Genomic DNA, 26,261 nt, shown 5'->3' on the forward strand with positions numbered 1-26,261 from the left:
CTCTTTCATTCAATCTCTCAAAACTAAATAAGCAACCAAGCCATTCTCGCCCGAGACACCATTGTGAGATAGTGTCTCTTATACTCTAGAAAGGAGGTGATCCAACCGCAGGTTCTCCTACGGTTACCTTGTTACGACTTCACCCCAGTCGCTGAACCCACCGTGGTCGGTAACTAGTTTAGTATTCCGGCTTCGGGTGAATTCAACTCCCATGGTGTGACGGGCGGTGAGTACAAGACCCGGGAACGTATTCACCGTAGCATATCTGATCTACGATTACTAGCGATTCCAGCTTCATGGAGTCGAGTTGCAGACTCCAATCCGAACTGAGACTAGGTTTTAAGATTTGCTCCACTTCGCAGTATCGCGTCTCTTTGTCCTAACCATTGTAGCACGTGTGTAGCCCTGGCCATAAGGGCCATGATGACTTGACGTCGTCCTCACCTTCCTCCTCCTTGCGAAGGCAGTCTGATTAGAGTGCTCAGCCAAACTGTTAGCAACTAATCACGAGGGTTGCGCTCGTTGCGGGACTTAACCCAACATCTCACGACACGAGCTGACGACAGCCGTGCAGCACCTGTCTCTAAGTTCTAGTAAACTAGCACTCCCGCATCTCTGCAGGATTCTTAGGATATCAAGGCCAGGTAAGGTTCTTCGTGTATCTTCGAATTAAACCACATGCTCCACCGCTTGTGCGGGTCCCCGTCTATTCCTTTGAGTTTTAATCTTGCGACCGTACTCCCCAGGCGGCACACTTAATCTGTTAAGTGCATTACTGCAATGACTAGCATCGCAACAACTAGTGTGCATCGTTTAGGGCGTGGACTACCAGGGTATCTAATCCTGTTTGCTCCCCACGCTTTCATGCCTCAGCGTCAATAATGTTCCAGTAGATCGCCTTCGCAATCGGTATTCCTGGTGATATCTACGGATTTTACCCCTACACCACCAATTCCATCTACCTCTCCCATATTCTAGTAAAACAGTTTCAAGAGCAGTTCAACGGTTGAGCCGTTGGATTTCACTCCTGACTTATATTACAGCCTACGCATCCTTTACGCCCAGTGATTCCGAGTAACGCTTGCACCCTCCGTATTACCGCGGCTGCTGGCACGGAGTTAGCCGGTGCTTATTCATAAGGTACCGTCATTATCTTCCCTTATAAAAGGAGTTTACACACCGAAATGCGTCATCCTCCACGCGGCGTTGCTGCATCAGAGTTTCCTCCATTGTGCAATATTCCCCACTGCTGCCTCCCGTAGGAGTCTGGACCGTGTCTCAGTTCCAGTGTGCCTGATCATCCTCTCAGACCAGGTATGCGTCATAGCCTTGGTAGGCCATTACCCCACCAACTAGCTGATACAATAAAGCCCCATCCTTTAGCAATAAATCTTTCCCAACTTACCTTATGATAAGAAGGAGTATGGGGTATTAGCAGTCGTTTCCAACTGTTGTCCCCCACTAAAGGGCAGGTTAGCTATATATTACTCACCCGTGCGCCACTAACAAAATAAGCAAGCTTATTTTATCCGTTCGACTTGCATGTGTTAAGCACGCCGCCAGCGTTCACTCTGAGCCAGGATCAAACTCTCCATTAAGTTTGTTCTTTTAGCAGACAGCAAAGCTGTCTTAAAGAACCAAATACTAAAGCACGAAGCAAAGCTTCTGTATCTTAAGTATCCTTCATAAATGAAGTGTTGATTATTATCTCTTTGTTTTTGAAGAGGTGATAATCTCTTACTTTTTTGCGTCCTGGCTTTGGTCGCTTATTTAGATTTCAAAGATTGAATTTAACATTGTTAAAATGGTAATGAACGTGAAGCAAATTCCCTACTTTGGGTACTTCTCTTTAACCCCGTTCTCTCAAACGAGGACGAAATTATATGGCAATACACCTTAAAAGAAGGTTAAAAGAATAAGCATTTTATATACCCTTTTTATCTTGCTTCCAATGATTAATTTTTCGTTTACTCTCTTTCCATATAATAGAGAAAGTTTAAATTAGATTCTTTTTAGTAAATTCGCTAAAATGTACTCTAGATAAACAAATATTATCAAAACAACTTAAAGGAGAATTACATGGGTCTGTATGATAGAAACTACGTACACCAACACTCACATGAGAGTGCCTATGAGCATGCAAAAGGGAGAGAAAGTTCCATTGGAATTTTTATCAAGCAAACGTATCAGCTCTTTGCAGCTTCTCTACTTGCGGCAAGTGCTGGAGCTTATATAGGTATAGGAATGGCAAATACAATTGCCTCTTGGTTTTGGGGATTTGTTATTTTAGAATTTGTCTTTTTGTTTGGATTGTACGCAGCAAAACGTAAAGCCGGTCTTAATTTGCTTTTACTTTTTGGCTTTACCTTTTTAAGTGGATTAACACTTGCCCCATTACTTTCAAGTATTATTGGGCTTAAAGGTGGCGCAAACATTGTAGCAAATGCTTTCATTTTAACAACTGTTGCCTTTGGTGGGCTTTCTGTGTTTGCAATGAATACTAAAAAAGATTTTACAACAATGGGTAAAATGCTTTTTATTACGCTTATTGTTGTCGTGGTAGCAGGGCTAATTAATATATTCTTTCATAGTCCTATTTTACAATTAGCGATTGCAAGTGTTAGTTCTATTTTATTTAGTGCCTTTATTCTTTATGACACACAAAATATTATAAAAGGTGCATATGAGACACCTATTGAAGGCGCCATTGCTCTTTATTTAGACTTTTTAAATCTCTTTGTCTCTTTACTACAAATTCTTGGAATTTTTGGTTCACGCGACGAATAAACACTTACATGTAAAAAAAAGGGAGTGCGAGAAAAACTCTCGCACTCCCTTTAAATTGTGTTAAAAAACGTAAAGATGTGGGCAACAACCTGTTGCTTTCACGTTTAACATGCTGGAACGTTGCCGCTATCACTCGCATAGTTAAATAAGAAATCATACACATGTTGAATATATGAATCTTTTAATGGTTTAGCATTTGGACAAAACTTTTTCATCTCATCATTCAACTTGCCACCATCTTGAATCGCTTTCCACTCTGCTTGCGTATGTTTTTTTGCCATAGTAGCACCATCAAATCCGCAAGGACCTTTAAGCTCTTTAATAAAAAGCTTCTGACCTTTTCCCGCATCAGCAAGAGCCGCTGTGCTTAAGAAACTCATACTCACCACAATTGCGCAAAGCAATTTAAAGAATTTTGACACTCTATCTCCTTATGTTAAGATTGGTTATAAGAAATACAAGGAGATAAAAATCCTCATATTTCTTTACATGTAAAAGTGAATTAACCTAAAGGCTCATTCACTTTTATGTCACATTTATTTGAAGCATCACATTTGATATTTGCATCAAAATAAAGTACGCGGCTGACATCCATTTTTGCATCTTTAAGTTTCATTTGTGCTTCCATAGCACGACCACCAGATGCACAGTTGATCACGACAACTTTCCCTTTAGGAAGTTTCGTAGCAAACTCTGTAGCGCTCATTTTACCCGCTTCAAGATTGATGGCACCTTTAATATGACCATTAGTAAATTCTGCCGGGCTTCTTACATCTACAATCGCCACATTAGCAGGTACTGTCCCCGCTACAATATGTGCTTTATACCATTCACCATCAACGGTTCCCTCATCAATACCTAACTTTACACCATCCACCATTGCAGCAGTTTTTGGTGCTGCATCTGTTTTGACTTCAGCTTTTACAGCACCTCTGGTTGTTTGAAGTTTTGCTTCTTTCCATGCAGGAAGACCACCCGCATAAACACTGACTTTTTTATATCCCAACTCTAACAATTTATTTGCAACAACATGAGATTTATGACACTCATATCCTGCACAAAATGTGATAATTGGCGTATTCTTATCAACAGGGAATCTTCCCATCAACTTAGGAAGTTCATCATCGTTCATATAAAGAGCACCTGGGATAGACTCTGCCAATGTTTTAGCATATGGACGTGCATCAATTAAAAGAGCACTGTTATTTTTAAACGCACTTTGTGCTACAGGAGTTCCAACTTCTAAATAACTTTTTGATTTCCACTCAGGCTCACCTGCTTGGTAAAGTTTAACATTGGTAAAACCCTTGCTTTTTAAATGTCCCGCAACAATAGGACTTTTTTCGCAATCCCAACCGCCACAAAAAACAATAATCTCTTTATCTTTTGCAACTTTATCAAGCTGACCAATGTATTTGTCAATTTGTGTATCAGGAATATTTAAACTTGATGGAATCGTTCCGCCTAAATATTTTGGATTCGGACGTGCATCAATTAAAAGTGCTTTTGCGCCACTACGTGTACCATTGCCAACAGCAGCTTTAACATACGCATAATCAACGTCTTGAAGTTTAAATTTCTCCATTAAGCCCTTTACATGTGCCGTAGGAGCATTCAATACTTTTGCACTTGGTGTTGCACCCACCTCAGGTTGCGTGGTTGTACATCCACTCAGAAGCAAACCTGCCACAACAATACTTGCCCCAAAAATTCGTAACTTCATCTTCTCTCCTTTAAAAAGTTTGCATTTCACACATTAATGATGTTCTCTAAAGTCACTGACTGAGAGAATACTATCAAACACTTTGTAGACAATCATAATCACACCTAAAGAACCAACCACAATCAATACCTCACCTAAATGAGGAGCCACGTAATTAAATGATTTTTCTAAAGCATAAAAATCATATTTCTCGTAACCCAACCCAAAACGATTAGACATTGGATTCGCATTACCACCATAGACAAAGATATATCGTCCAACAAAACCACCTATGACCACACACACAGACGCAAGAAGGGTATAAAGTGATTTACCTGGTTTGAAAATAAAGAAAAACGGTAACGCCAATGTCAATAAGATATAACCCCCAAAGTAAATAGGTTTAAACGGTCCAAAAAGAATTAAAAAAGACCAATCTTTATCCACTGCCATATAACCAAAAACTTCATAAAGCGCTAAGATGGATACGAAAAACAACATTGCTTTTCTAATTAAATCCATTAATTCATTATATTCTTCTTTATTTTTGTGGACTAAGTAACTATAAATACCCATTACACCCAAAGAAGAAACAAATGCTGAAATAATAAAATAAAACGTCAAAAATGGAAACTCTGTCCAGAGATGACGCGCGGTATTCATAGAAAACAACTTCGCTTGAATATAATACTCCACCAAATCCACGCCAATGCTTAAAACCAAAATAGGTAAAGCCAAACGTTTTGCCCACTCTCTTTTATTCGTCAAAAGTAAGTAAATTTCAAACAGAACAAAAGGAATATAGGTACAATAAAGCGGTAACATTAACCACATACCCGCACTTATATTTGGTGTCAAGACCATCCACAGCATATTGAGCATGTTCAAATCCGTTGCGATGGTAAAAAGTCCTGCAAACACCATAGACAAACCAACTGCCATAAATCCAGCCGCTGCTTTAGCAATCACATGAAAACCCATCAACTCAGCCAACGCAACAATAAAAATAACGCCACTTCCTGTGTAAATCATGTACATGTAATTCACGATAAACAGTGTCCATGGGATATTACGATTTACCTCTCCGACATCGCCAAATACGGCTAAACGCATTGCCTCTTTGAGCGCAGGGTCCGTTGGATTAAGACCTGAAGCATGAGCATTGGCGGCTGCACTAAAATACCTCACATCAAAAATCTCATAAATACCTACCATGGCAAGAAAAAGGAAAAAATATCCAATAATCATTGTCTTATTAAATAAGAGCTCATCTTTCGCACCTAAATCCCAGCAATTCTTGAGTTGCACTTCGTAGTGTAGCAATTATACTGGTAAAATCCTTATTGTTCTTTACAATCTCATCAATTTGTGCTATTTTGTCCATTATTTCAATAAACGCTTGCATAGCAATAGAAAGCGTGTAGAGTTCACACTCCAAATCTTTAAATAATCCACCAATGGTTTTTGGCTCATGGCTGATTCTATTGATGTAGCTGACAATATTGTAAGCAAAGAATGAAAGTGTCATTCTAGCAATCAGTGCTTCATAGATTCTATTTTCTTCTTGTCCAAACCCAAAGTATTCTCTGAGCTCTTTATAGCCTTGTTCTATATCCCATCGTCGTTTATAAATCTCAATAATCTCTTCATCATTGAGTTCTAAATCGGTGGAGACAATAGGGATGAGATTGTCGGTGGTTTTAATAAAAACAATTTTGAGTTTCCCTGCATTTTTATGTTCAACAACGGTTGAAAAATAGCTAAAGCGAATCTTCTTGCCATATGTTCCCACTTTGGCATTTTTAAGCTTTTTGTGTTTTTCATACATGGCATTCAGTGTTTTTTCTTTGTCATTAAAGTTCCAAATCTTAGTGTTGTTAGCAATTCTTGAAATGACCTTTAGACCCAAATCGTTCATCTCTTGGATAAAGGCTGGTTTAGAGTACCAACTGTCAACCAGCAAGTAATCAGCGTATATACCACTGTGTACAGCTCTTTTTACCATAGCCAATGCTATCTTAGACTTACCCTCCATAATCTCCATTCTTCGTTTGTAAGCGTTGCAACGGATATCGAGTTCTGTACTAAACTCTTCAACTTTAACGCGGGCATAGTTTCCCATGCTCATTGCAAAATCTATCATAAAATTTGAATAACCATCACTATAATTCAAAGAAACAACATTGATCCCTCTAATGGTTCGCTTCTCTTTATTGCTCCAAAGTCCATCACGACTCCCCTCTATATATTTACCTGTTTTACCCTCAACCGTATCATCCATAATAAAGACTTTTATTGACGAAGCATCTTGGACTTTATGCAAAAGCTTGATGATTTTTAAAGTGCTTAAAGAGAGAAGTTTTCTCCAGTTGTAGCTACTATTTTGCAAAAGTCTGTAGTAGGTGTCTTTTTTAAAACTCTCATTGCTTTGGTGCATAAACGAAGATATCTTTTTATTCATCACCAACATATAGACAAAGTGTAATACAACAAGATAGGGGGCTACGCCTTCTCTTTTCTTTACAAAGTTAGCACGGTGTAAAATACTCTTGATGTTTAAGAGTTGCAGTGTTTGATATATGGGGTTTTTAAGCGTTGTATTTATGGCCGATAGGATCTGTTCTTGAAGATTCATGGATGATATTCTTTATTTTTATTATAGCTAAAAGTGCCTAATATAGGGCTTTAACAGACTTTTTTCATTTGTCAATATGGAGATGGCACTCTTCTAAACGCTCGAAAGAATAGCCTTTTTAGACTATTCTTTTATTGGAATTAGGTGCGAAAGCTCAGTAAGAGTTTAAAAAGAGAGATCTTGTTAATTTCAAGACCTGCAAAAGTTATCTTTTCCATTCTTTACTCCTTCTATTTTTCGCTTCTTCATAAATGGGCTTAATATCTTCCCATGTATGAATAATCGTATCATGCGATACCGTCTGTTTTGCATACGCTTCATCATCAGGTAAGATATAAAAAAGCTTTGGTAAGGTATTGGTATACTCTTTTTGAAAGAAAAAGCGTTTGGTTTTTAGTAATTTGACCAAATCACTGTTTTCATCATCTAAATCACCAAACAATCTTACTTTTGTTGGGCAGGTTGCTTGACATGCTGTTGTGCCCATTTCATCAATACGGTGATCACAAAAGGTACATTTATCAACCGCTACCATGGTGTCATCCACAAAACGTGCATCATAAGGACATGCTTCCATACATCCTTTACATAAAATACATTTATGCGGATCTACTTTGACGATGCCACCCTCTGCAAAATGACTTGCATTGGTGGGACATACACTCACACAAGGTGCATCAATACAGTGATTACATTGTGAAGGGTAAAGATTTGCAAAAGGTTTTCCAAAAATGGTTCCTTCCACAACACCCACCCAAATACGCTGTTTATCTGCACCTAATTGCACACCATTCTCTTCTTTACACGCTACTTCACACGCTTTACAGTTAATACAATTTTGATAATCTAATGCCATTGCGTAATTCATCTTCACACCCTCCTAAGCGTTACAAGCGTGTCATGCATATTTGCACAACCGTGTACCGGCTCAATCGTATCTTCAATAATTTCATTGTCACTCGCACCATTGCGATGTGCAAAGGTCATACCTTCTGATTTTGCACCAAATCCGTGGATATAAAATACGGTATTAGGTACAATTTTGGGTGTTGGATAGGCTTTAATACGCACTTGACCGACACCACTGGTTACCTCTATCATATCACCAAACTCAATTCCCAACGTTTTTGCCTCTTTATCGTTAATCCACAAATAGTTTTCATGCATTAACTCTAAAAGCATAATATTATTGACCGTTGAACTTTGTGTAAATTGTGCATGACGTCCTGTAATAAATTTAAATTTACCCTCAGGAACTTTGACATACTCTTCTTCTCTCCATGCTGGCATCGGATCGACTTTTCTTGCAACCATACTGGCAAGATAACACTCTACTTTTTTATTGGGAGTATTAAACGAACGTCTCAATTCAGCAATGTCTGATGGATTCACACATAAATCGTGCAAAAATGCTTCTGGGTCATACTCTTCTTCTAACTTAAGCACAGAATAAAATCGCTTATCTTTTGGATAATACTCATACGTATTGTTATCTATCTTTTTAAAATATGAGAGCATATTAGGATAGAAAACACCTTTTTCACGTAAAATTTTCCACGCTTCTTCACCGTATTTGCTTACAAACATATGATGATTCGTCTCTTCTTGAGAGTGCATAAAAGGCTCTGCTAAATCAAAACCGCCATCCTCAAAAACACTCTGCTCATCCTCTTCTTCAATAGCCTCTTGGACATCTTCATCGTATTTTTTGGTAATTTCCCATAATGGTTTTGTCAACTTTTGAGCTAACTCACGCATAATGTCATTCACAGGCTTTGTCTCATACATAGGCTCAATCGCTTTTTCACGTAAAATAATGGCAGGTTCAACTCCCGCAAACGATTGAACAGGATCTTCTCTCTCAAGATACGTACACTCAGGTAAAATAACATCTGCTAACATCGCCGTATCACTTGGCATCGTATCAATCACTACAACCAAATCCATCTTTTCAAACATTTGACGTGTTTTTGCAGAGTTAGGAACAGAGAGCATTGGATTTTGTTTGTACACAAACATACCACGAATTGGGTACGGTGTTTTACCTTCTGCTACCATATTTCTCCAACCTACCCATGAACCAGTAGCACCCACAACAGCTGCGACACTTTTGTCGATACGAGGTTGTGAATTGGCATACATTGGCGCATTGACCGCATGTTCACCCAAAGGCAATTTCTTACCAAAAACAATACCACCTTTAACATCAATTCCACCACCAAGTGCAGTGAAAAGTGCCATAGCACGTCTTAATTGAAAATCATTGCTAGACCATGTGGTACGTCTACCTTGATAATAGACCGATTGTGGAGCGTGCGCCATAAAATCATGCGCCACTTTACGAATCTCTGCAGCAGGAATACCTGTAATTTTTTCTGCCCATTCAGGGGTGTAACCGCTCTCTAAAATATGTTTTTCATATTTGTCAAAATCAACAAAGTTTTTAGCAACATAGGTTCTATTGTAAATTTTAGTGCTAATGGCAACATAAGTTAACGCTAAAACAAATGCTAAGTCTGTTCCAGGACGAATTGGCAAATAGGTATCTGCATGCATTGCGGTGTTGGTATAGCGAGGATCAACAACAACGAGCTTCATTCCTCGACCACGGGTACGCTTAAACATATCCATCGTATCAGGTGTTAAAATCGCTTCTGCACGATTGGCTCCTGCCATAATCACATATTTGGCATTTTCCATGTCTGCTAAACCATATCCACCAATGGTTAAAGTATAGCCTGAGACAGCCGTTTGTAAACAAATCGTTGAGTGATTGAGAAAATTTGAAGATCCAAATTTATCAGCCATAAACGTTTTAAATGTATGCTCAGCTAAACCTTCACCCGCACAATAACCAATACAGGAGCGATTGTCTTTCTCTTCATCAAGAATTTTGACCATCTTCTCTTGAATATACGTATACGCTTCATCCCATGTTGCACGGCGATACTTTCCATCACCTCTTTCCCCTGCTCGAATTAGAGGGTATTTTAGACGATCTGGATCATACAACGCATGAATACCCGCAACGCCTCTTGCACACAACATATTGCGTGATTTTGGAAAATAAGGGTTCGGTTCAAGTTTTGTCACAATGCCATTTTTTACATGCGCAACTGCCGCACATTTGTTAACACACATTTCACAAATCGTTGGAACTTTCTTCACTAGCACAGCGTCAGTTTTTTGCTCTGAACTTGCTAAAATGGAAGTCGTACTCAGCGTTGTGCCACCCACAACACTTAATGCCACACTTCCTTGAAGAAATCTCCTTCGTGAGATCTCTACTTTCATTGCCTCTCCTTCTTAAGCTTAGAGCTTTAAAAACCTCTTTTAAAGCACATCTTATGACATCCATTGTAAAAGTAAAATCTTAGAAAGAACTTACAAAAGGTAAAAAAAAGTAAACAAAAGGAAACTAATATTAACCAAATACCGAAGTTATGGGGATTTAACCCCTAAATTTTTTTCTATTTCTTCGTCACTTTTATCCTAGAAAGGTTTATTATATTTAACCTTTTTGAAGAAAAATATATCAAAATAGGCAAAAAAAATAGATTCTAGTCAATTTTTTTATTTAAGTTTAATAAGTAAAACAATAAAGCAAGATAAGTATTAATTATAATGAGATTTTCCCCAAACAAATAATACTTCACACTCAAGCGAAGGATGAGGATACGTTTCAATCAATTTTTTGGTTTGCGCCACACTCAAACGTTTCTCTCCGCCACTGACACCACTGTTTTTAATGTAACGAAAGAGTGAACGATTGTCCTCAAAAGAGAGATGAAAATGTTTCACCTCTTGATGACATGTAAAGTGTTTATCGAACACCCTCTGTAAATGTTCTGCAGAGGGAAGAAAGATAGGCAAACCACTCATTTGATAGAGCGTTTCAAAGGTTTTATCGGTAAAAATTGCAAATGCTCCCTCTTTACATGTAAAAGCAATGCGTTGAACTAAACCCTCAATATCACACGCCCACTGTAAGGCAGAAGAGGAAATAATCAAATCATACGTTTCTTGAAGTAATTGTTCTTTCTCAAAACGATCGCATACCACTTCAACTTTCTCATTTTTAGGATGCAACTGACACATAGCAAGCGCACAATCCACCCCAATAAAATGCTCATATTCCCATGTAATTGTTTTAAAAACAGCTCCACTTCCACACCCCAAATCCAAAATACGTTGAGGATGCGATACCACCTTTGAAACCAAATAGCGTGCAATCTCTTGTTGCAAAGCAGTGTGCGCATCATAGCGATGTGCGTTCTTTGAAAACTCTCTAATATGTTGTGCCATCATCGTAGAAAAAACCCGTCTCTCTTTTTTGAAAAATTATACTCGCTTCTCACTAAAAAAAAGACTCTGCTGTACTTTAGTGATTTTTTAATTCCTTTTAGATATAATCGTTGGTTTTACATTATTTCGAAAACAAAGGACATCACGAATGATTACCTCCGTTTTACTGGTTTTCCAGTTTATTTTAACGGCTATTTTGACGATTGCTGTATTGTTACAAAAAAGTTCTTCTATTGGTCTTGGCGCATACAGTGGAAGCAACGAATCTCTTTTTGGTGCAAAAGGCCCAGCAGGATTTATGGCAAAATTTACTTTTATTTTGGCGATTGTTTTTGTCGCAAATACTTTGACACTCGGTTATTTTTACAATCAAGATAAAAAAGTTTCTTTGGCTGAAGAGATTAAAATTGAAAAAAGCGTTGTACCTACCGCTCCAACAACAGCACCATTAGCACCTGCTGCTCCAGAAGCTCCAACCACCAAATAATCAGCCATGAAATCTTTTTGGCTTCTTGTCTGTTTTAGCATGATGATGTGGGCAGATGCCCATATCTTCGTCTATCATCGTTTTAACGATGCGAGGCACCCCTCAACCAACACCAGTCTTGAAGCATTACGCAAAGAGTTTGACTATTTTAAAATGCACGGCTACGAAGTCATTCCTCTCGAAAGACTGGTGCGTGCGCTTTACAACAAAGAAAATATTCCAGATCACTGGGTAGTTTTAACCATTGACGACAACTACAAAAGCTTTTATGAACATGGACTTGCCCTCTTTAAAGAGTACAACTACCCTTTTTCCATGTTTGTCTATGTGGGAGCGACTGAAAACAACTATGGCGATTTTATGAGTTGGGAACAACTCCGTGAAACTGCCAAATACGGTGCTTTAGAATTTCACTCCTTCAATCATCCCCATATGCATGAACTCAGTGATGCTGATTTGAAAAAAGATTTTGAAGTGGGTCTTGAACTTTTTGAAAAACACTTAGGTATGAAGCCACGCTATTTCTCTTACCCCTTTGGAGAGTTTTCACCCAGAGTCAAAGCCATCGCTTCCTCCTATGGATTTGAAGCCATTGTCAATCAAAACATGGGAGCCGTTGCCTCTTTTAGCGACCCTATGGATTTGGATCGTTCCGCCTTGGTTGGTAAAAGTGATTTGGCAGGATTTTTAAAATACAAAGCCCTTGAGGCGACGTGGATTGAGCCTTTAACGCTGATGGAAAACGGTGCGCTAACATCTTTACATGTAAAGACACAAACCTCTGCATCCAAAGGAGGTATTTATATCAGTGGATATGGGTATGAAGCCTTAAATCTCAGTGAGGGTGTTTTTCAGACAAATATCAATAAAATAGCCATCAAAGAGCGTACACGGGTGATGATCTCCGTGGGCAATAAAATTTCAACGAAACTACTTGTAAAGGATAATTATGGAACTAAATAAAGTCTATGCTGACCAAAAAGAGCATATGGAAAAATGTATTGCGGCACTCAAACGTGACTTTACAACCATTCGTAGCGGTAAGGTCTCTATCTCTATTTTAGACAATATTCATGTGGATTACTATGGAACACCCACCGCTTTAAATCAAGTCGCAACCATCTTGGCAACCGATGCAACAACCATCACGATTACCCCGTGGGAAAAGAAAATGCTTAGGGAGATTGAAAAGGCGATTATGCAAGCCAATATCGGCGTCAATCCTAACAATGATGGTGAAAGTGTAAAACTATTTTTCCCTCCAATGACCACAGAACAAAGAAAAGAGAGCGCAAAACAAGCTAAAGCAATGGGCGATAAAGCAAAAATCGCTATTCGAAATGTGCGCAAAGATGCCAACGACCAAGTCAAAAAATTGGAAAAAGATAAACTGATTACGGAAGACCAATCAAAAAAAGGACAAGATGAAGTCCAAAAAATTACCGATGCAACCGTTACAAAAGTCGATGATTTGGTCAAAGAAAAAGAAGCAGAAGTACTTAAAATTTAAGGGGTTTTGAATGGACGTAGCACAGATATACAAAGATGCCAATGCCCTTTTAGAAGGACATTTTCTCCTTAGCAGTGGTAAGCACTCCCGTTATTACCTACAAAGCGCTAAAGTACTTGAAGATCCAAAAGTGGCTGAAACATTAGCCATAGCCTTAGCCAAAATGATTCAAGCGCATGGTATCGAAATAGACACCATCTGCTCTCCAGCACTTGGGGGCGTTTTAGCAGGGTATGAGTTAGCACGTGCCCTTGGAAAACGCTTTATCTTTGCAGAACGTGTGAATGGTGAGATGACCATTCGCCGTGGCTTTGAAGTTAAAAAGGGCGAGAAAATTCTTGTTTGTGAAGATATTATCACCACAGGCGGTTCTGCCCTTGAAGCAGCCAAAGTAGCCCAGAGTATGGGTGGAGAGATTGTCGGTTTTGCAGCCCTTGCTAACCGTGGTTTTTGCAAGAGAATCGGAAGCGATGTGAGTGCAAAACCTACCTGTAAACTTCCCAATGATGCCCCATTTTTTGCATTGGCAGATTTTGAATTTGACATTTATGAGCCAAATGAGTGCCCTTTATGTAAAGAAGGCAGTGTGGCTTATAAACCAGGCAGTAGAGGAAATTAAGAGCCTATGCGATGGAGAGAGAGCAAAAAAGGCATTAAAAAAGAGATGCCAAACAAAGCGCCTCTTTATCGCATTGCACCCTTTTCCAGACGTTTAAAAGCCTTTATTGTTGACTCTTTTATGCTCTTGATGCCTATCTTATACATTGTTTTTTACCTTGTTTTTGGTTCACGAGAAGGCTTTGCAGAACACATGGTTGAAGGGTGGGTGCTTATTTTACTTTCTTATGGCGTTCTGAGCACCCTCTTTTTGGTACGCAAGGGACAAACACCTGGGTATAAAGCCTATGAAATAGAACTTAAAGAGCTTTCTTCCCTCAAAACACCTTCATGGCAACGTATTCTTTTACGTTATAGTGTGATGGTTATAACTACCGCTACTCTTTTTGGGCTGCTCGTACCCCTTTTTCGTAAAGATAAACAAGCTTTGTATGATCTTCTAAGCCGTACCGCACCCTTTTGCAAATGATTTTTTTTAAAATCTCAAGCTTTTTCTTTTTCTACTTTGTTGTCACGGGTGTCTATGTTATTTTTATGCCTAAAATTCTTCAGATGCTAGGTTATAGTGCTTTGCAAATTGGAATTATTTTTGCCCTTGCGCCACTGATGCGTTTTATTGTCCCTTTTTTCTTTCTCAAACATTTTAAACTCACACAAAAAACCTTTTATATAGCACTGATAGGTGCTATGATTGCTGTTTTGCTCTTTTATAGTAGCATCCACAATTTTTACTTTTTTATGTTACCCAATATGCTTCTTGGTGCGTGTTTAGGACTCATTTTACCCTATATTGAAACCTATGCGATGGAACATCTGCAAAAAGAACGTTACGGTAAATCACGCCTTTTTGGCTCAATAGGCTTTATGCTGATTGCTATTATTCTTGCGCGGCATTTAGATGATTATGCCAATGGCTTGCATTATCTTCTTTTTGCTATTGGATTGACTGCATTTTTTGCGTTTTGGCTCACATACAATAACCCAAATTTCACCCCTTCTTCAGAAGAAAATGAACCTTTTAACCTTTTACATGTAAGCTTTTTTTGGATAGCCCTTTTTCTGATGCAAGTTAGTTTTGGAGCGTTTTATAACTTTTTTACTATTTACGAGACAGACCATCATATTAGTTTGGAAACAACCAGTTATTTATGGGCATTTGGCGTCATTTGTGAGATTGTGCTTTTTTATTTTCAAGCGCCTATTTTAAAGCGTTTTACGCTCTTAAATTTAGTACGCTTTAGTGTTTTAAGTACTGCTATTCGATGGTTTTTACTCTTTGCCTTTCCATCCTCTCTTTTTATCGCCTATTTCTCCCAATCTCTACATGCCTTTAGTTTTGCCCTTCATCACACGGCAGCACTTTCTCTTTTATACACCCTTTACACTCATAAAAAGCTAGCTGCTCAATTTTATTATGGTATCTCTTTTGGTTTAGGTGGATTTGTGGGGGCACTATTGGCAGGCTATTTTTACGGAAGTTATCTCTATTTGTATGCTAGTGCCGTAGCACTACTGGCGTTGATCAGTTTGCTCTTTTTCAAGGTGAGAGAATAAAATTTTTAAGATAAATTTGCTCAACTTCATAACCAAAACTCTCTTTCAAAAACTCTTTTAACTCCTCTTTCAAACGCTCTTTGCCTTCATTTGTCTCTAAACCTTTAGCTTCCATCTCATTTAAATAACGTAAAACAGCGTTACGTACATTTTGCATATCAGACTGAATCGCTTTTTTATTCTCAGCATTTCTCATTTCAAGGGCGATATCTGCCTTTAAAATCTTAAATTTTGGAGACTTGATATTGATATAAATCGTATCAAGACTGACTTCATTAGCACTACTGCTTCCTTTTGAACTTTTAGTACTAGAAACACCCTCATAAGAAGATCGCTTACCATCATCGTTAAGTGCATAATTAATCATAAAAATTCCAAGAAGAATCAAAACTGCGATAAAAGCCAGTGAAATCTTTAATAATCGTTCGTTAAACATTAGCGTTTACTCCAAAGTTTTTCATCCAATTTAAAATGCTTCACAATGCCTATCATCATTGATAAAAGCTCCACATACTCTTTGATATAAGAGAATTTCAATAAGGACTTCCACAATATCGGCTCAAAAAGCGCTTTGTTGTACTCTATGGCAATATAAATTTTAGAATCCACGAAAGAGAGGTAAAGATTTTTACCACTTTTTTGGCGTAACTGCACGATTTTTTCCATCAAAGAGTGCGTCAAAATATAACGACTCTCAATAGGATCGTTCCCATAAACAACAAAATAACTCTCAAATAGACTATCATCCAGTTTGATGAGTTCACCCCTGCTCTGGTTGATACTTTGCAACCATGAACCTAAAACCCCAAGCATACGCTCTGCATGATCAGGTAAAACCACCACATTCGTCTGAAAATTTTTATTAAAATCGGCTACAAAAAAGAGTCCTGAAAAGATATCCTTCCACTCCTCTTTGCCATTTTTTGTACGATACTTTTTTTCTACATGTAAATCGCAAAACTGAACGCTAACGCCCTCAATCACCCCTTCGATTAAATCACTCCCGCTATAACGGTCATACTGTTCAAGAAAAAGCTCACTCTTTTGATAAGCATCTTCTAAAAGATAACGATGTTTATAGTATGCCAAAGAAGCATCTAAAAAATGGATGATTTTTTCAATCACATGGTCTTTAAAGAGCATACTGTATCCCGCACTTTCGTGACGATAGACAAACATGAAAAGCATAAACGCTCCCATGAAAGAGAGTGCCAATGCCTCAAGAGAGATAAAATGGAATTGATAACGTAAGAAAAAATAGGTTGCTATTGCTAAACAAAAGAGAAAAAATGCGGCTTTTTTTAATTTTGAGACAATGACCAATCGGTCTTGCTCTAAGACTTGAAGTTCAGGGTACATCGATTCGTAGTAATAATCCACAATCGATGCACGTTTTTTCATAAGACAACGCTACTTTTGAAAAAGGTTTTTAACATCGACATTGTGACGCTCTTGCGAAGGAATATTAAACACTTCTTTGCGTCTTAATTTCATAAAACCTGCCATCACATTCGTAGGGAACATCTCAATCGCATTGTTATAATCGGTCACACTTTGATTATACGCACGGCGTGCCGCAGAAATCTGTTCTTCAATCTCATGCAAAGTACCTTGCAGATGTAAAAAGTTTTCATTGGCTTTAAGCGCCGGATAGTTTTCAACCGCAACCATTAAGCCATTTAGCATGGAACTTAGCTCTTTATCTAAAGCGATTTTTTCATGACTGTAAAGATTGTATTGAAGTGCTTGAGTACGCAATGCGGTTATTTTTTCGAGCGTTTCACGCTCATGTACCATATACTCTTTGACACTCGCAACGAGGTTTGGAAGAAGGTCGTAGCGTTTTTTTAAAACCGCATCAAGCCCTGCAAAAATATTTTCAACGTGATTGGTTTTAGAAATAAGCGTGTTATACATAAAGATAACACCCAGAAGAATCACACCTAAAACAATGAGAAGTGTCTGCATGATAACCCCTAAATTTGAGAGATTTTGCCACGTTTAAATGGCAAAATCTTTTTACATGTAAAGAATCTTTTAACGACTCATACGTTTACGTACAGTTGGGTCAAGGTATTTTTTACGAATACGAATGTTCGTTGGTGTGACCTCTACCAATTCGTCATTTTCAATCCACTCAAGCGCTAACTCAAGGTTCATTTTTCGAGGTGGAACCAGCTTAATCGCTTCATCCGCTCCACTACTTCTTACGTTACTTTGTGGTTTACCCTTAATTGGGTTAACATCTAAATCGTTCGGACGTGAATGCTCACCAATAATCATACCCGCATAGACTTTAACTTGTACATCAATAAATAAAATACCACGCTCTTGTAAACTAAAGAGTGAGTAACCCATCGCTGTACCCGTCTCCATAGAAATCAATGCGCCATTTTTACGATGTTCAACTTCACCACTTAAAGGACGGAACTCTAAGAAAGAGTGGTTCATCACACCCTCACCTTTGGTATCGGTCAAAAACTGTCCACGAAAACCAATCAAACCACGCGCAGGAATTTCAAACTCAATTCTCGTTTGTCCATCACCCGTTGGGTTCATCGCTTTCATTTCCGCTTTTTTACGACCTAATTTCTCAATAACCGCACCCGCAAACTCATCAGGTACATCAATAACTAAATGCTCAAATGGCTCCATTTTAACGCCATTTTCTTCTTTAACAATAACCTCAGGGCGCCCAAGTGAAAACTCAAAACCCTCACGTCTCATATTTTCAGCCAAAATGGTGATTTGAAGCTCCCCTCGTCCTGAAACTTTAAATTTACCCTCACCCTCAGACTCATATCGCATTGCAATGTTCGTCTTCATCTCAGCTTCAAGGCGTTCTGCAAGTTTATTTGACGTTACATACTTACCCTCAAGTCCTGCAAAAGGAGAATCATTAACGCCAAAAACAACAGAGAGAGTTGGCTCTTCAATGTGCAATGGATCAAGTGGCATTGGATTAGCAGGATCAACTAAGCTATCACCCACATCAAGGGTTTCAAAACCAGCCACTGCGACAATATCGCCACTTTCTGCTTCGTTAATATCAATTCTCTCCAAACCATGAAAACCAATCAATTTAGAGATACGTCCACGCACTTGCTCACCATCTGCTTTTGCAAGCAAAACCGTCTCGTTTTTCTTAATCGTACCGTTAAAAATACGTGCAATACCAATTTTCCCCACATAGTTGTCATAATCAAGGGTAAACACTTGAAGTTGAAGAGGATTTTCTGCTTTACCAGAAGGCGCTGGAACATGCTTGATAATCGTCTCAAAAAGAGGTTCAAGATTTTTGTTCTCATCATCCATACTGTATTTGGCATAACCATCACGTGCTGCGGCGTAAATAATAGGGAATTCAAGTTGTTGCTCATTCGCACCAAGTGCTACTAAAAGGTCAAATACCTCATCAATAACACGATCAGGATCAGCAGCAGGCTTGTCGATTTTATTGACCACAATAATTGGGCAAAGTCCAATGCTTAGTGCCTTTTTAACAACAAATTTAGTTTGGGGCATAACACCCTCTTGCGCATCAACAAGCAATAAAACGCCATCCACCATTTTCAAAACACGCTCAACCTCACCACCAAAATCGGCGTGACCTGGAGTGTCGATAATGTTAATTTTAGTCTCTTTGTAACGAATGGCTGTATTTTTAGAAAGGATGGTAATACCACGCTCTTTTTCCAAATCATTACTGTCCATCGCTCTTTCTTCTACTTTTTGGTGGGCGCTATACGTACCTGATTGCTTTAGCAACTCATCCACTAGGGTCGTTTTTCCGTGGTCAACGTGTGCGATCACGGCAATATTTCTAAACTCTTGCAAAAAATTCTCCTCGAAATTTAAGGTTTACATCTCAATAAAACGTACGTGATTGGTGTAGGTTTGAAGAAGTAACTATGCTTCATTATACCACGTTCTGACTAAATTTAAAATATCCTTACATGTAAAGACATTTGGCGTCTTAAAAAAGAGATGGAATGAATATTGCTTTTTATTGACGTAGTCTTATCGCTACACATAAAATAAGAAGGCACTACAATGCAAGACATTCTCGCTTTTGTTCAGACGCAGAGTAATCCATTAAGCTTTAGTACAGCTATGAATAATTCGGTAGTCTCAAGCACCAATGAGCTCAGCGGTGACACGTTTGCAAACAGTTTCTTTTCACTTATTTTGGGACAATTAACCCGTGAAGAAAGTGTGGATTTACCAGAACAAAGCGATACACTCTTATCCCTGACTTCAACGCAAATTTCTCCCTTAAGTGAAGAAGCTAAAAGCATTGATGAACATCTTTTAGAAGACCTTTTAAACGTTATTCAAAGCTTACAAGAAGAGACAACTCAAACCACTTTTCCTACACTCAATGCCTCACCAACCCTTGAAAAACTCTTAGCCAGTGAAGCCACACGTCAAGAGTTTGCGGCAGTTAAAAACGTAAGTGATCTAGTAAGCCTTTCAGAAAAATATGGGTTAGGACTGGAAAAAATTTCTATCACGCAAGAGAGCTTAGAGAGCCTTCAAACCAAATTTCCAACGCTTAAAGAGAGTGGTTTTTTTGAAGACCTACAAACGGCGTTAACCAACGTACAAAACAACCAATCCAAAGAACTTCCTAAGGCTCTAACCACTAATGTTATGAGTTTTTTAGATAAACAACAAACACCCAAAAATGAATCCACACCCACTCCATCCATTTTAAGCGAATTAATCTCAAAAGAGACACCTTCTTTGGAAGAAAAACGTGTGATTCAAACAACAACGCTCATAGTAAATGAAAAGCAACCGACACCTTCTCTGGAAACAACGCCTCAAAAAGCTTTGCATCACAATGAAACGAAAAAAACAGCCATACCTTCCATCGTCGAAACAAACAAAGATGATGAATCTTTTACCTTAGTCTCAAATCGTAGTGAAATTGAAACTAAACCTAAAAATAATGAAAACAGCAAACCCCTTGAAAATCTTTTAAAATCCGTTCATACTGAAGATACAAATACCCTGAGCAATGAAGAAGAGATCCTCAAAAGCCAAAAACAAGTCACTTCCTATGAGGAAAATGGCACAACAACTTTAGAGGAAACACAAACGCTTATTCACGATAAAAGTGATATCAAAACAAATTTTAAACAAGAACTAAACACAAAAAGTGCGACCCTCAAAGAGAGTCTCAATCAATTTGCAACTGATTTACAGGAAAAAATTGAAGCCTATAAACCACCCATTATGAAGGTCGAATTGGCTCTAAGTCCTAAAAATTTAGGCGAAGTCGATGTAACACTGCTTACACGTGGAAATAATTTACATGTAAATATTTCATCCAATGCAACCACCATGTCACTCTTTACACAAAATCAAGCCGAAGTCAAAAATGCCTTAATCAATATGGGATTTACCAATTTAGAGATGAATTTTAGCGACCAAAGACAAAGTGAACACTCACATCAACACCAAAAACAAGATAACAGTAGTGGTGACTTTCAGAGTTATACCACCGAAAATAGTGAAGAGGAAACAACCCTTTTAGAGATTGTCATTCCTCAATACGTTTAACATTAACAAAACACATACAAAGGATTTATCATGGCAACAGGTTGGGAAAATTTAATTACAAGCTCTTCCACAAATACAACGACAAGTTCAACAACAAGTTCAACCAAATCATCACTCAGCAATGATGATTTTTTACAACTTCTCCTTACAGAATTAGAACATCAAGACCCGACTGACCCAATGGACAGCGACAAAATCTTGACACAAACCGCACAGCTCTCTTCATTGGAAGCTTCTCAAAATACCACCGCAGCTCTTGAAGAGCTCTCAGATCAACTTTCAGCTAACACCAACTTTAGTGCGATTGGCGTTATTGGTCAAATGGCAAGTTTGGGAAGTTCTGCCATTACCCTTGAAAACAAAACATCTAATTTTGAAATCTATTTCCCTTCTGAAATTAAAGATGGAACCCTGACTATTACAGATACCAATGGCAAAACCGTTAAAACCATTGATATTGGTGATTCTGTGGCAGGAAAAAGTGGTGTTATCGCTTTTAATTGGGATGGTGTTGATAATGACGGAACACAACTTGCTGATGGAACATACAGTGCCACCGTCTCTTACACCGATGCGAGCGGTGCTTTAAAAACAACCCAAGCAGGAACTTATCCTGTTGAATCTGTCAGGTATGTTGATGGTGCAGCCTATGTCAAATTGGGTTCTTATTACTATGCGATTGATGAAGTTCTTGAATTTTATGATCAGTCTCTAGCATAAAAGAGAAAGGATAAACCATGAATAGCTCCTTATACAATGGCGTATCAGGTATTAAAACAAGCCAATTTTATATAGATGTCATTGGCAATAATATTTCCAATGTCAATACCAATGGTTTTAAAGGAAGCACTCCTGAAGTCTCTTCTCTTTTTTCCTCTATTTTAGTAGGAACGTATAACAGCTATTCTAATGGTGTTGGAATGGGGGCGCAAAGCTTTAATACAGCACTGGACATGTCACAAGGTATTTTAGAAAATACGGACAATACTTTTGATTTGGCACTTGGAAGTGAAGGTTGGTTTGGGGTACAAGGCGCTGATGGCAACACCTATTATACCCGTGCAGGAAGTTTTTCTTTAGATGCAGAGGGAAATTTAGTGGATGGTGATGGAAATTACCTTTTAGCAACCTTAGGCAATAACATTGCAACGACGACATTAGATGCTGATACCTTAGCGAAATTTGGTCAATACTATAACAATGGCACAGCTAGTTCAGTGACACCTTATGCCATCACCGAACTCAATGATGTTGGATTAGGAACCATTGGAAGTCAAGGTATTGTTAATTTACCAAAGACACTTTATTACCCACCTGTTGCCTCATCAGAAGCTTCTTACAGCGCCAATTTGGATCCAACGATTACAACAGATGCCGTTACATTGGATTTAAATAGTGCTGATTATCCTTCTAGCGTTCTTGCAGATACGACATCAAAAACACTCACTCTTAATGGAACTATTACCAATACCATAACAACACAAACTCCTCAAAAAGGGGATATTGTCGATGTAACACTCAAAGACGCTTCGGGTAAAACACTCCTACTCACGGCTACATTAGATGAAAATTTAGAATGGAGTATTAATGACTATGATGTTAGCGCTTACGATTTAAGCAGTGCCTTTACTCTTACATCTGCTAAACTTCAAACGGAACAAGAAGTAGCCACACAAGAAAATTTCAGTACGAGCATCATTGGTCCTGATGGAGACAAAGATATTTTAGATATGACCTTTACCAAAGTGATACCTCAAACCTCAACCGAAACCACATGGAATGCCGTGGTAAATATTTATAGTTTTTATGAAACGTATGATACTTCAAAAACCTACGATACAACACAATACTATATTGATAAAACTGCCAATAAAGTCTATGAAATTGTCGATACCCAAACGGGAGCATTAACCTTTAATGGCAATGGCTCACTAGCCAGCAATACCATTCCTACCATCAATAATGGTGGAACAACGTTAACGCTTAATTTAGGTACCGTTGGTGGATACGATGGCATGGTTTCAAATGCAAATATAGACAAAGCCAATGCTTCAAGCTCAAATGGCACTTTGGAGGGCTTTTTAACAGGATACGATGTCGATACCAATGGAAATGTCATTGCCAGTTTTAGCAATGGTAAAAGCTCCTCTGTGGCTAAAATAGCTGTGTATCATTTTCAAAACGATCAAGGACTCATGGCTGAATCTTCCAACCTTTTCTCTGAATCCTCCAACAGTGGTAAAGCTTTTTTTTATGCAGATGAAAGTGGTGAGAGTTTTTTAGGCTCAAAAGTTTACAGCCATAAACTCGAAGGGAGCAATGTCAGTCTTGCAACGGCTTTAACTGAACTTATTATTGTACAAAAAGCGTTTGATGCCAGTGCTAAAAGTATCACCACTAGCGATGAGCTTTTAAAAAATGCCATCAATATGAAGGCATAGTAACATAACAGTAACATGGAATAAAAATTGCTTTTACTTCCATATAAATTTTATAAAAGAGAGACAAAGGATACGCTATGATGAGAGCACTATGGGCCGGCGTTACCGGATTACAAGCACATCAAATTGCGATGGACGTTGAGTCTAACAACATTGCAAACGTCAATACAACAGGTTATAAATATTCACGTGCAAACTTTTCAAACCTTCTAAGCCAAACCGTATCCATCGCTACTGCACCGCAGGGTGAACTTGGTGGTAAAAACTCTATGCAAATTGGGTTAGGAACAACAATTAGTACCGTGACAAAAATCTTTGAACAAGGTTCTATTGAAACTACCGATAAAGATACCGACCTTGCCATCAGTGGTGATGGTTTTTTTGTGGTTTCTCCTGATGGAGGAACCACCTACAAATATACCCGAAATGGTGACTTTAGTTTTGATGCCAATGGTAACTTTGTTGATTCAAACGGTTATATTATTCAAGGATGGTTACGAGATCAAGAGACGGGACAAATTGATACTACATCACCTATCTCAAATATTTTAATCACTCCAGGTTATACAACACCTGCTAATGCAACTTCTATTGTTTCCATTAAAGCCAATTTAGACTCAGGAACCAGTGTTGGCACCAATAAAACTTCTATCTATTCACTCGATTCAAAAAGTGGTTGGGTGGATGCAGATAATGATGGTATTATGGATGCAGCTGAAGTGCACAACGAAGATGATAACGCTGATACTATTTTTAATAATAATACAGAAGTCTATGAACGGGGTGTTGATTTTGGAGTTCTTTTTGATTCAGATGGTGAGGCATTAAGCTTAACAGATGGACAAGGAACGTGGATCAGTTATGCTCAAGCAAAAACAGAACGTATTGAAGTTGAAGCAGACGCTTCTGATGTTACACATTTAACCATGACTATCAATGGTACCACTATCACAACAGGAACGACAGGCATCTCCACTTCAACATACAGTACAACCACTGAAAAAAATGAAGTTGTTGCTGCGCAAATTGCAGCACTTATTAATGCTCAAACTTCTGTGACAGGTGTTACAGCAACTATTACAAGCGGTAATTATATTGTCTTAAGCAATGATAACTCTACGGGGACTGAAGCCTCTACAAAAAATATTAAAATGGATGTAGATACAACCGCAACAAGTGCAAGTACAGGTTTTGTAGATACTCAAATTATTACAGCGTATCAATATACTTACAGCAGTTCTCCAACCAATACAAGCCATACGTATGATGATTCAGATGTTCGTAATTTTAGAACCACTGAAGAGTTAAGAGATGCTATGCAAACAGATGCAAGGCTTTGGGTTAATTATACAGGAGATGCTAATACCCCTGATGCAAACGATGGTGTTACTGTTACCGTTAATGATGCAGGACAATTTGTCATTAGTAATCCGACAGGGGATGCATTTACCAGTGAAGATGGTGATTTTGTGGATTCTACACTGACATCTTACACTCGTACATCTGCTGAACTTAATGCTTCACTTGCAGAAGGTGGAATTACCTTCCCAGCCAATACTGTTTTTCAAGATGATATAACCCTTCCTGCAACTTTTACAGGCTCTATTATTACAAATAATGGTACTTACACAGGTGGTGATGTTATTCCAGCAGGTGATATTTTAAGTGTAACATCAACAATTCCACAAGGTTCAACCATGGCGGATGTTTCAGGCGTACCTACAAGTCTTATCATTGGAACAAATTTTTTAACAGAAGATGATCAATCGCTTTATTTAACAGTCACTGGATTGACAAATTCTAAAAATAATATTTCAACCAACGACAGTTTTACAACATCAATGAGCTCTATTCAAGGAACACTCACAAGTGGTACAGCCACACGAAGTACACAAAGCCTCTATATGGCAAGTTTAGCTTCCAGTACAGATATTTATGATTCACTTGGTTCTAAACATACCATTCGTTTCCAGTACACCAAAACAGGTTTTACTGAAACAGGAGGTACAGAATGGTCTGTAACCGTTACCGTTCCAGAACCAGGCGATATTAATTTAGGTGAAGAACCAAAAAATGTTGTTACAGGAAGTATTCGATTTAATTCTGATGGTTCTTTAGCAACGTATACACCAAGAAACTTAACCTATACCGCCAATAATGGTTCAACCGCTAACCAAATTGTTCAACTCAATTTTGGTTCCGTTGGACAACTTGATGGCATTACCAGTTTTGATAAAGACTCTAGTACCACCAATATTAATCAAGATGGTTATACAGGTGGAGATTTATCAGGTTTAAGTGTTGATGAAACAGGAACAATTATTGGTAGTTTTACTAACGGTCGAAGTTTTGCCTTAGCTCAAGTTGCCATGTCAACTTTTACCAATAATGGCGGATTAGAGAGCGATGGCGGTAACTGTTACATTCAAACCTCTAACTCTGGAGACCCTGTATTTGGACAAGCAGGAACAGGTGGAAAAGGTTCTGTTCAATCCAGCTCTTTAGAAATGAGTAATGTGGATTTATCACGCTCATTAACACAGCTTATTGTGATTCAAAGAGGCTATCAAGCCAACTCAAAAACCATTACTACCGCAGATGAGATGCTCAATACTCTGCTCCAACTCAAATAGCACTTTTAGCTTACATGTAAT

The 26,261-nt window shown here is 38.3% G+C and carries 22 protein-coding genes and 1 rRNA gene; 11 read left to right on the forward strand and 12 right to left on the reverse strand.

Features of this window, described 5'->3' with window-relative positions:
- Positions 1–89 precede the first annotated feature (89 nt).
- Positions 90–1,598, reverse strand: a 16S ribosomal RNA gene (locus tag SDEL_RS11475).
- Positions 1,599–2,079: 481 nt separating this feature from the next.
- Here SDEL_RS11475 and SDEL_RS11480 point away from each other — a divergent pair.
- Entirely contained in the window at positions 2,080–2,787 is a 708-nt protein-coding gene (locus SDEL_RS11480; protein ID WP_012858027.1) for a Bax inhibitor-1/YccA family protein, read from the forward strand.
- Positions 2,788–2,891: 104 nt separating this feature from the next.
- Here SDEL_RS11480 and SDEL_RS11485 read toward each other — a convergent pair whose 3' ends face one another.
- From SDEL_RS11485 to SDEL_RS11515, 7 genes are all read right to left on the reverse strand, one after another.
- Positions 2,892–3,209 (reverse strand): hypothetical protein, encoded by a 318-nt coding sequence (locus SDEL_RS11485; protein WP_012858028.1) that lies wholly within the window; start codon positions 3,207–3,209, stop codon positions 2,892–2,894.
- Positions 3,210–3,289: 80 nt separating this feature from the next.
- Positions 3,290–4,510 (reverse strand): rhodanese-like domain-containing protein, encoded by a 1,221-nt coding sequence (locus tag SDEL_RS11490; RefSeq protein WP_012858029.1) that lies wholly within the window; start codon positions 4,508–4,510, stop codon positions 3,290–3,292.
- A gap of 33 nt (positions 4,511–4,543) precedes the next feature.
- Positions 4,544–5,812 carry a polysulfide reductase NrfD family protein gene (locus SDEL_RS11495; RefSeq protein WP_223295821.1) on the reverse strand — a complete coding sequence of 423 codons (1,269 nt, stop codon included), beginning with the start codon at positions 5,810–5,812 and terminating at the stop codon, positions 4,544–4,546.
- A complete protein-coding gene (locus tag SDEL_RS11500; protein WP_012856485.1) occupies positions 5,757–7,124 on the reverse strand; it encodes an IS4 family transposase in 1,368 nt (455 codons plus the stop codon). Before SDEL_RS11500 ends, SDEL_RS11495 begins: the two co-directional genes overlap by 56 nt.
- Before the next feature lie 205 nt (positions 7,125–7,329).
- Positions 7,330–7,992 (reverse strand): 4Fe-4S dicluster domain-containing protein, encoded by a 663-nt coding sequence (locus SDEL_RS11505; protein ID WP_012858031.1) that lies wholly within the window; start codon positions 7,990–7,992, stop codon positions 7,330–7,332.
- A 2-nt stretch (positions 7,993–7,994) separates the two neighbouring features.
- Complete coding sequence (locus SDEL_RS11510) at positions 7,995–10,418, reverse strand: molybdopterin-containing oxidoreductase family protein (protein WP_012858032.1); 2,424 nt, start codon at positions 10,416–10,418, stop codon at positions 7,995–7,997.
- 321 nt (positions 10,419–10,739) lie between these two features.
- Positions 10,740–11,432 (reverse strand): methyltransferase domain-containing protein, encoded by a 693-nt coding sequence (locus SDEL_RS11515; protein ID WP_012858033.1) that lies wholly within the window; start codon positions 11,430–11,432, stop codon positions 10,740–10,742.
- A gap of 148 nt (positions 11,433–11,580) precedes the next feature.
- On the opposite strand from SDEL_RS11515, the gene secG reads away from it, so the two are divergent.
- From secG to SDEL_RS11545, 6 genes are read left to right on the forward strand one after another with little or no spacing between them, the layout of a single operon-like run.
- Positions 11,581–11,916 carry a preprotein translocase subunit SecG gene (secG, locus tag SDEL_RS11520; protein ID WP_425352961.1) on the forward strand — a complete coding sequence of 112 codons (336 nt, stop codon included), beginning with the start codon at positions 11,581–11,583 and terminating at the stop codon, positions 11,914–11,916.
- A 6-nt stretch (positions 11,917–11,922) separates the two neighbouring features.
- On the forward strand, positions 11,923–12,879 hold the full coding sequence (locus SDEL_RS11525) for a polysaccharide deacetylase family protein (protein WP_012858035.1): 957 nt from the start codon (positions 11,923–11,925) through the stop codon (positions 12,877–12,879).
- A complete protein-coding gene (frr, locus tag SDEL_RS11530; RefSeq protein ID WP_012858036.1) occupies positions 12,866–13,426 on the forward strand; it encodes a ribosome recycling factor in 561 nt (186 codons plus the stop codon). Before SDEL_RS11525 ends, frr begins: the two co-directional genes overlap by 14 nt.
- A 10-nt stretch (positions 13,427–13,436) precedes the next feature.
- Positions 13,437–14,045: an orotate phosphoribosyltransferase gene (gene pyrE, locus SDEL_RS11535; protein WP_012858037.1), complete on the forward strand. Its 609-nt coding sequence runs from the start codon at positions 13,437–13,439 to the stop codon at positions 14,043–14,045.
- A gap of 6 nt (positions 14,046–14,051) precedes the next feature.
- Positions 14,052–14,513 carry an RDD family protein gene (locus tag SDEL_RS11540; RefSeq protein WP_012858038.1) on the forward strand — a complete coding sequence of 154 codons (462 nt, stop codon included), beginning with the start codon at positions 14,052–14,054 and terminating at the stop codon, positions 14,511–14,513.
- Positions 14,510–15,598 carry an MFS transporter gene (locus SDEL_RS11545; protein WP_012858039.1) on the forward strand — a complete coding sequence of 363 codons (1,089 nt, stop codon included), beginning with the start codon at positions 14,510–14,512 and terminating at the stop codon, positions 15,596–15,598. The genes SDEL_RS11540 and SDEL_RS11545 overlap by 4 nt, the downstream gene beginning before the upstream one ends.
- On the opposite strand, the gene SDEL_RS11550 is transcribed toward SDEL_RS11545, so the two are convergent.
- The 4 genes from SDEL_RS11550 to typA form a co-directional block, all read right to left on the reverse strand.
- Positions 15,582–16,034 carry a flagellar basal body-associated FliL family protein gene (locus tag SDEL_RS11550; RefSeq protein ID WP_012858040.1) on the reverse strand — a complete coding sequence of 151 codons (453 nt, stop codon included), beginning with the start codon at positions 16,032–16,034 and terminating at the stop codon, positions 15,582–15,584. The genes SDEL_RS11545 and SDEL_RS11550 overlap by 17 nt on opposite strands.
- Positions 16,034–16,999, reverse strand: coding sequence for a DUF3137 domain-containing protein (locus SDEL_RS11555; protein WP_012858041.1), 966 nt, complete (start codon positions 16,997–16,999; stop codon positions 16,034–16,036). The genes SDEL_RS11550 and SDEL_RS11555 overlap by 1 nt, the downstream gene beginning before the upstream one ends.
- 9 nt (positions 17,000–17,008) lie before the next feature.
- The gene (locus SDEL_RS11560; protein WP_012858042.1) at positions 17,009–17,566 is read right to left on the reverse strand and encodes a LemA family protein; all 558 of its coding nucleotides are present in this window, start codon (positions 17,564–17,566) and stop codon (positions 17,009–17,011) included.
- Between the two features lie 69 nt (positions 17,567–17,635).
- The gene (gene typA / locus SDEL_RS11565; protein WP_012858043.1) at positions 17,636–19,435 is read right to left on the reverse strand and encodes a translational GTPase TypA; all 1,800 of its coding nucleotides are present in this window, start codon (positions 19,433–19,435) and stop codon (positions 17,636–17,638) included.
- 216 nt (positions 19,436–19,651) lie between these two features.
- Between typA and fliK the strand changes: the two genes are divergently transcribed.
- From fliK to flgE, 4 genes are all read left to right on the forward strand, one after another.
- Positions 19,652–21,166: a flagellar hook-length control protein FliK gene (gene fliK, locus SDEL_RS11570; RefSeq protein ID WP_012858044.1), complete on the forward strand. Its 1,515-nt coding sequence runs from the start codon at positions 19,652–19,654 to the stop codon at positions 21,164–21,166.
- A 30-nt stretch (positions 21,167–21,196) separates the two neighbouring features.
- Positions 21,197–21,886, forward strand: a complete 690-nt coding sequence (locus tag SDEL_RS11575; protein WP_012858045.1) for a FlgD immunoglobulin-like domain containing protein — start codon at positions 21,197–21,199, stop codon at positions 21,884–21,886.
- 17 nt (positions 21,887–21,903) lie between these two features.
- A complete protein-coding gene (locus SDEL_RS11580) occupies positions 21,904–23,607 on the forward strand; it encodes a flagellar hook-basal body complex protein (RefSeq protein WP_012858046.1) in 1,704 nt (567 codons plus the stop codon).
- 77 nt (positions 23,608–23,684) lie between these two features.
- Complete coding sequence (flgE, locus tag SDEL_RS11585) at positions 23,685–26,240, forward strand: flagellar hook protein FlgE (RefSeq protein ID WP_012858047.1); 2,556 nt, start codon at positions 23,685–23,687, stop codon at positions 26,238–26,240.
- Positions 26,241–26,261 lie beyond the last annotated feature (21 nt).

This window comes from Sulfurospirillum deleyianum DSM 6946 (assembly GCF_000024885.1).
Lineage (GTDB): Bacteria > Campylobacterota > Campylobacteria > Campylobacterales > Sulfurospirillaceae > Sulfurospirillum > Sulfurospirillum deleyianum.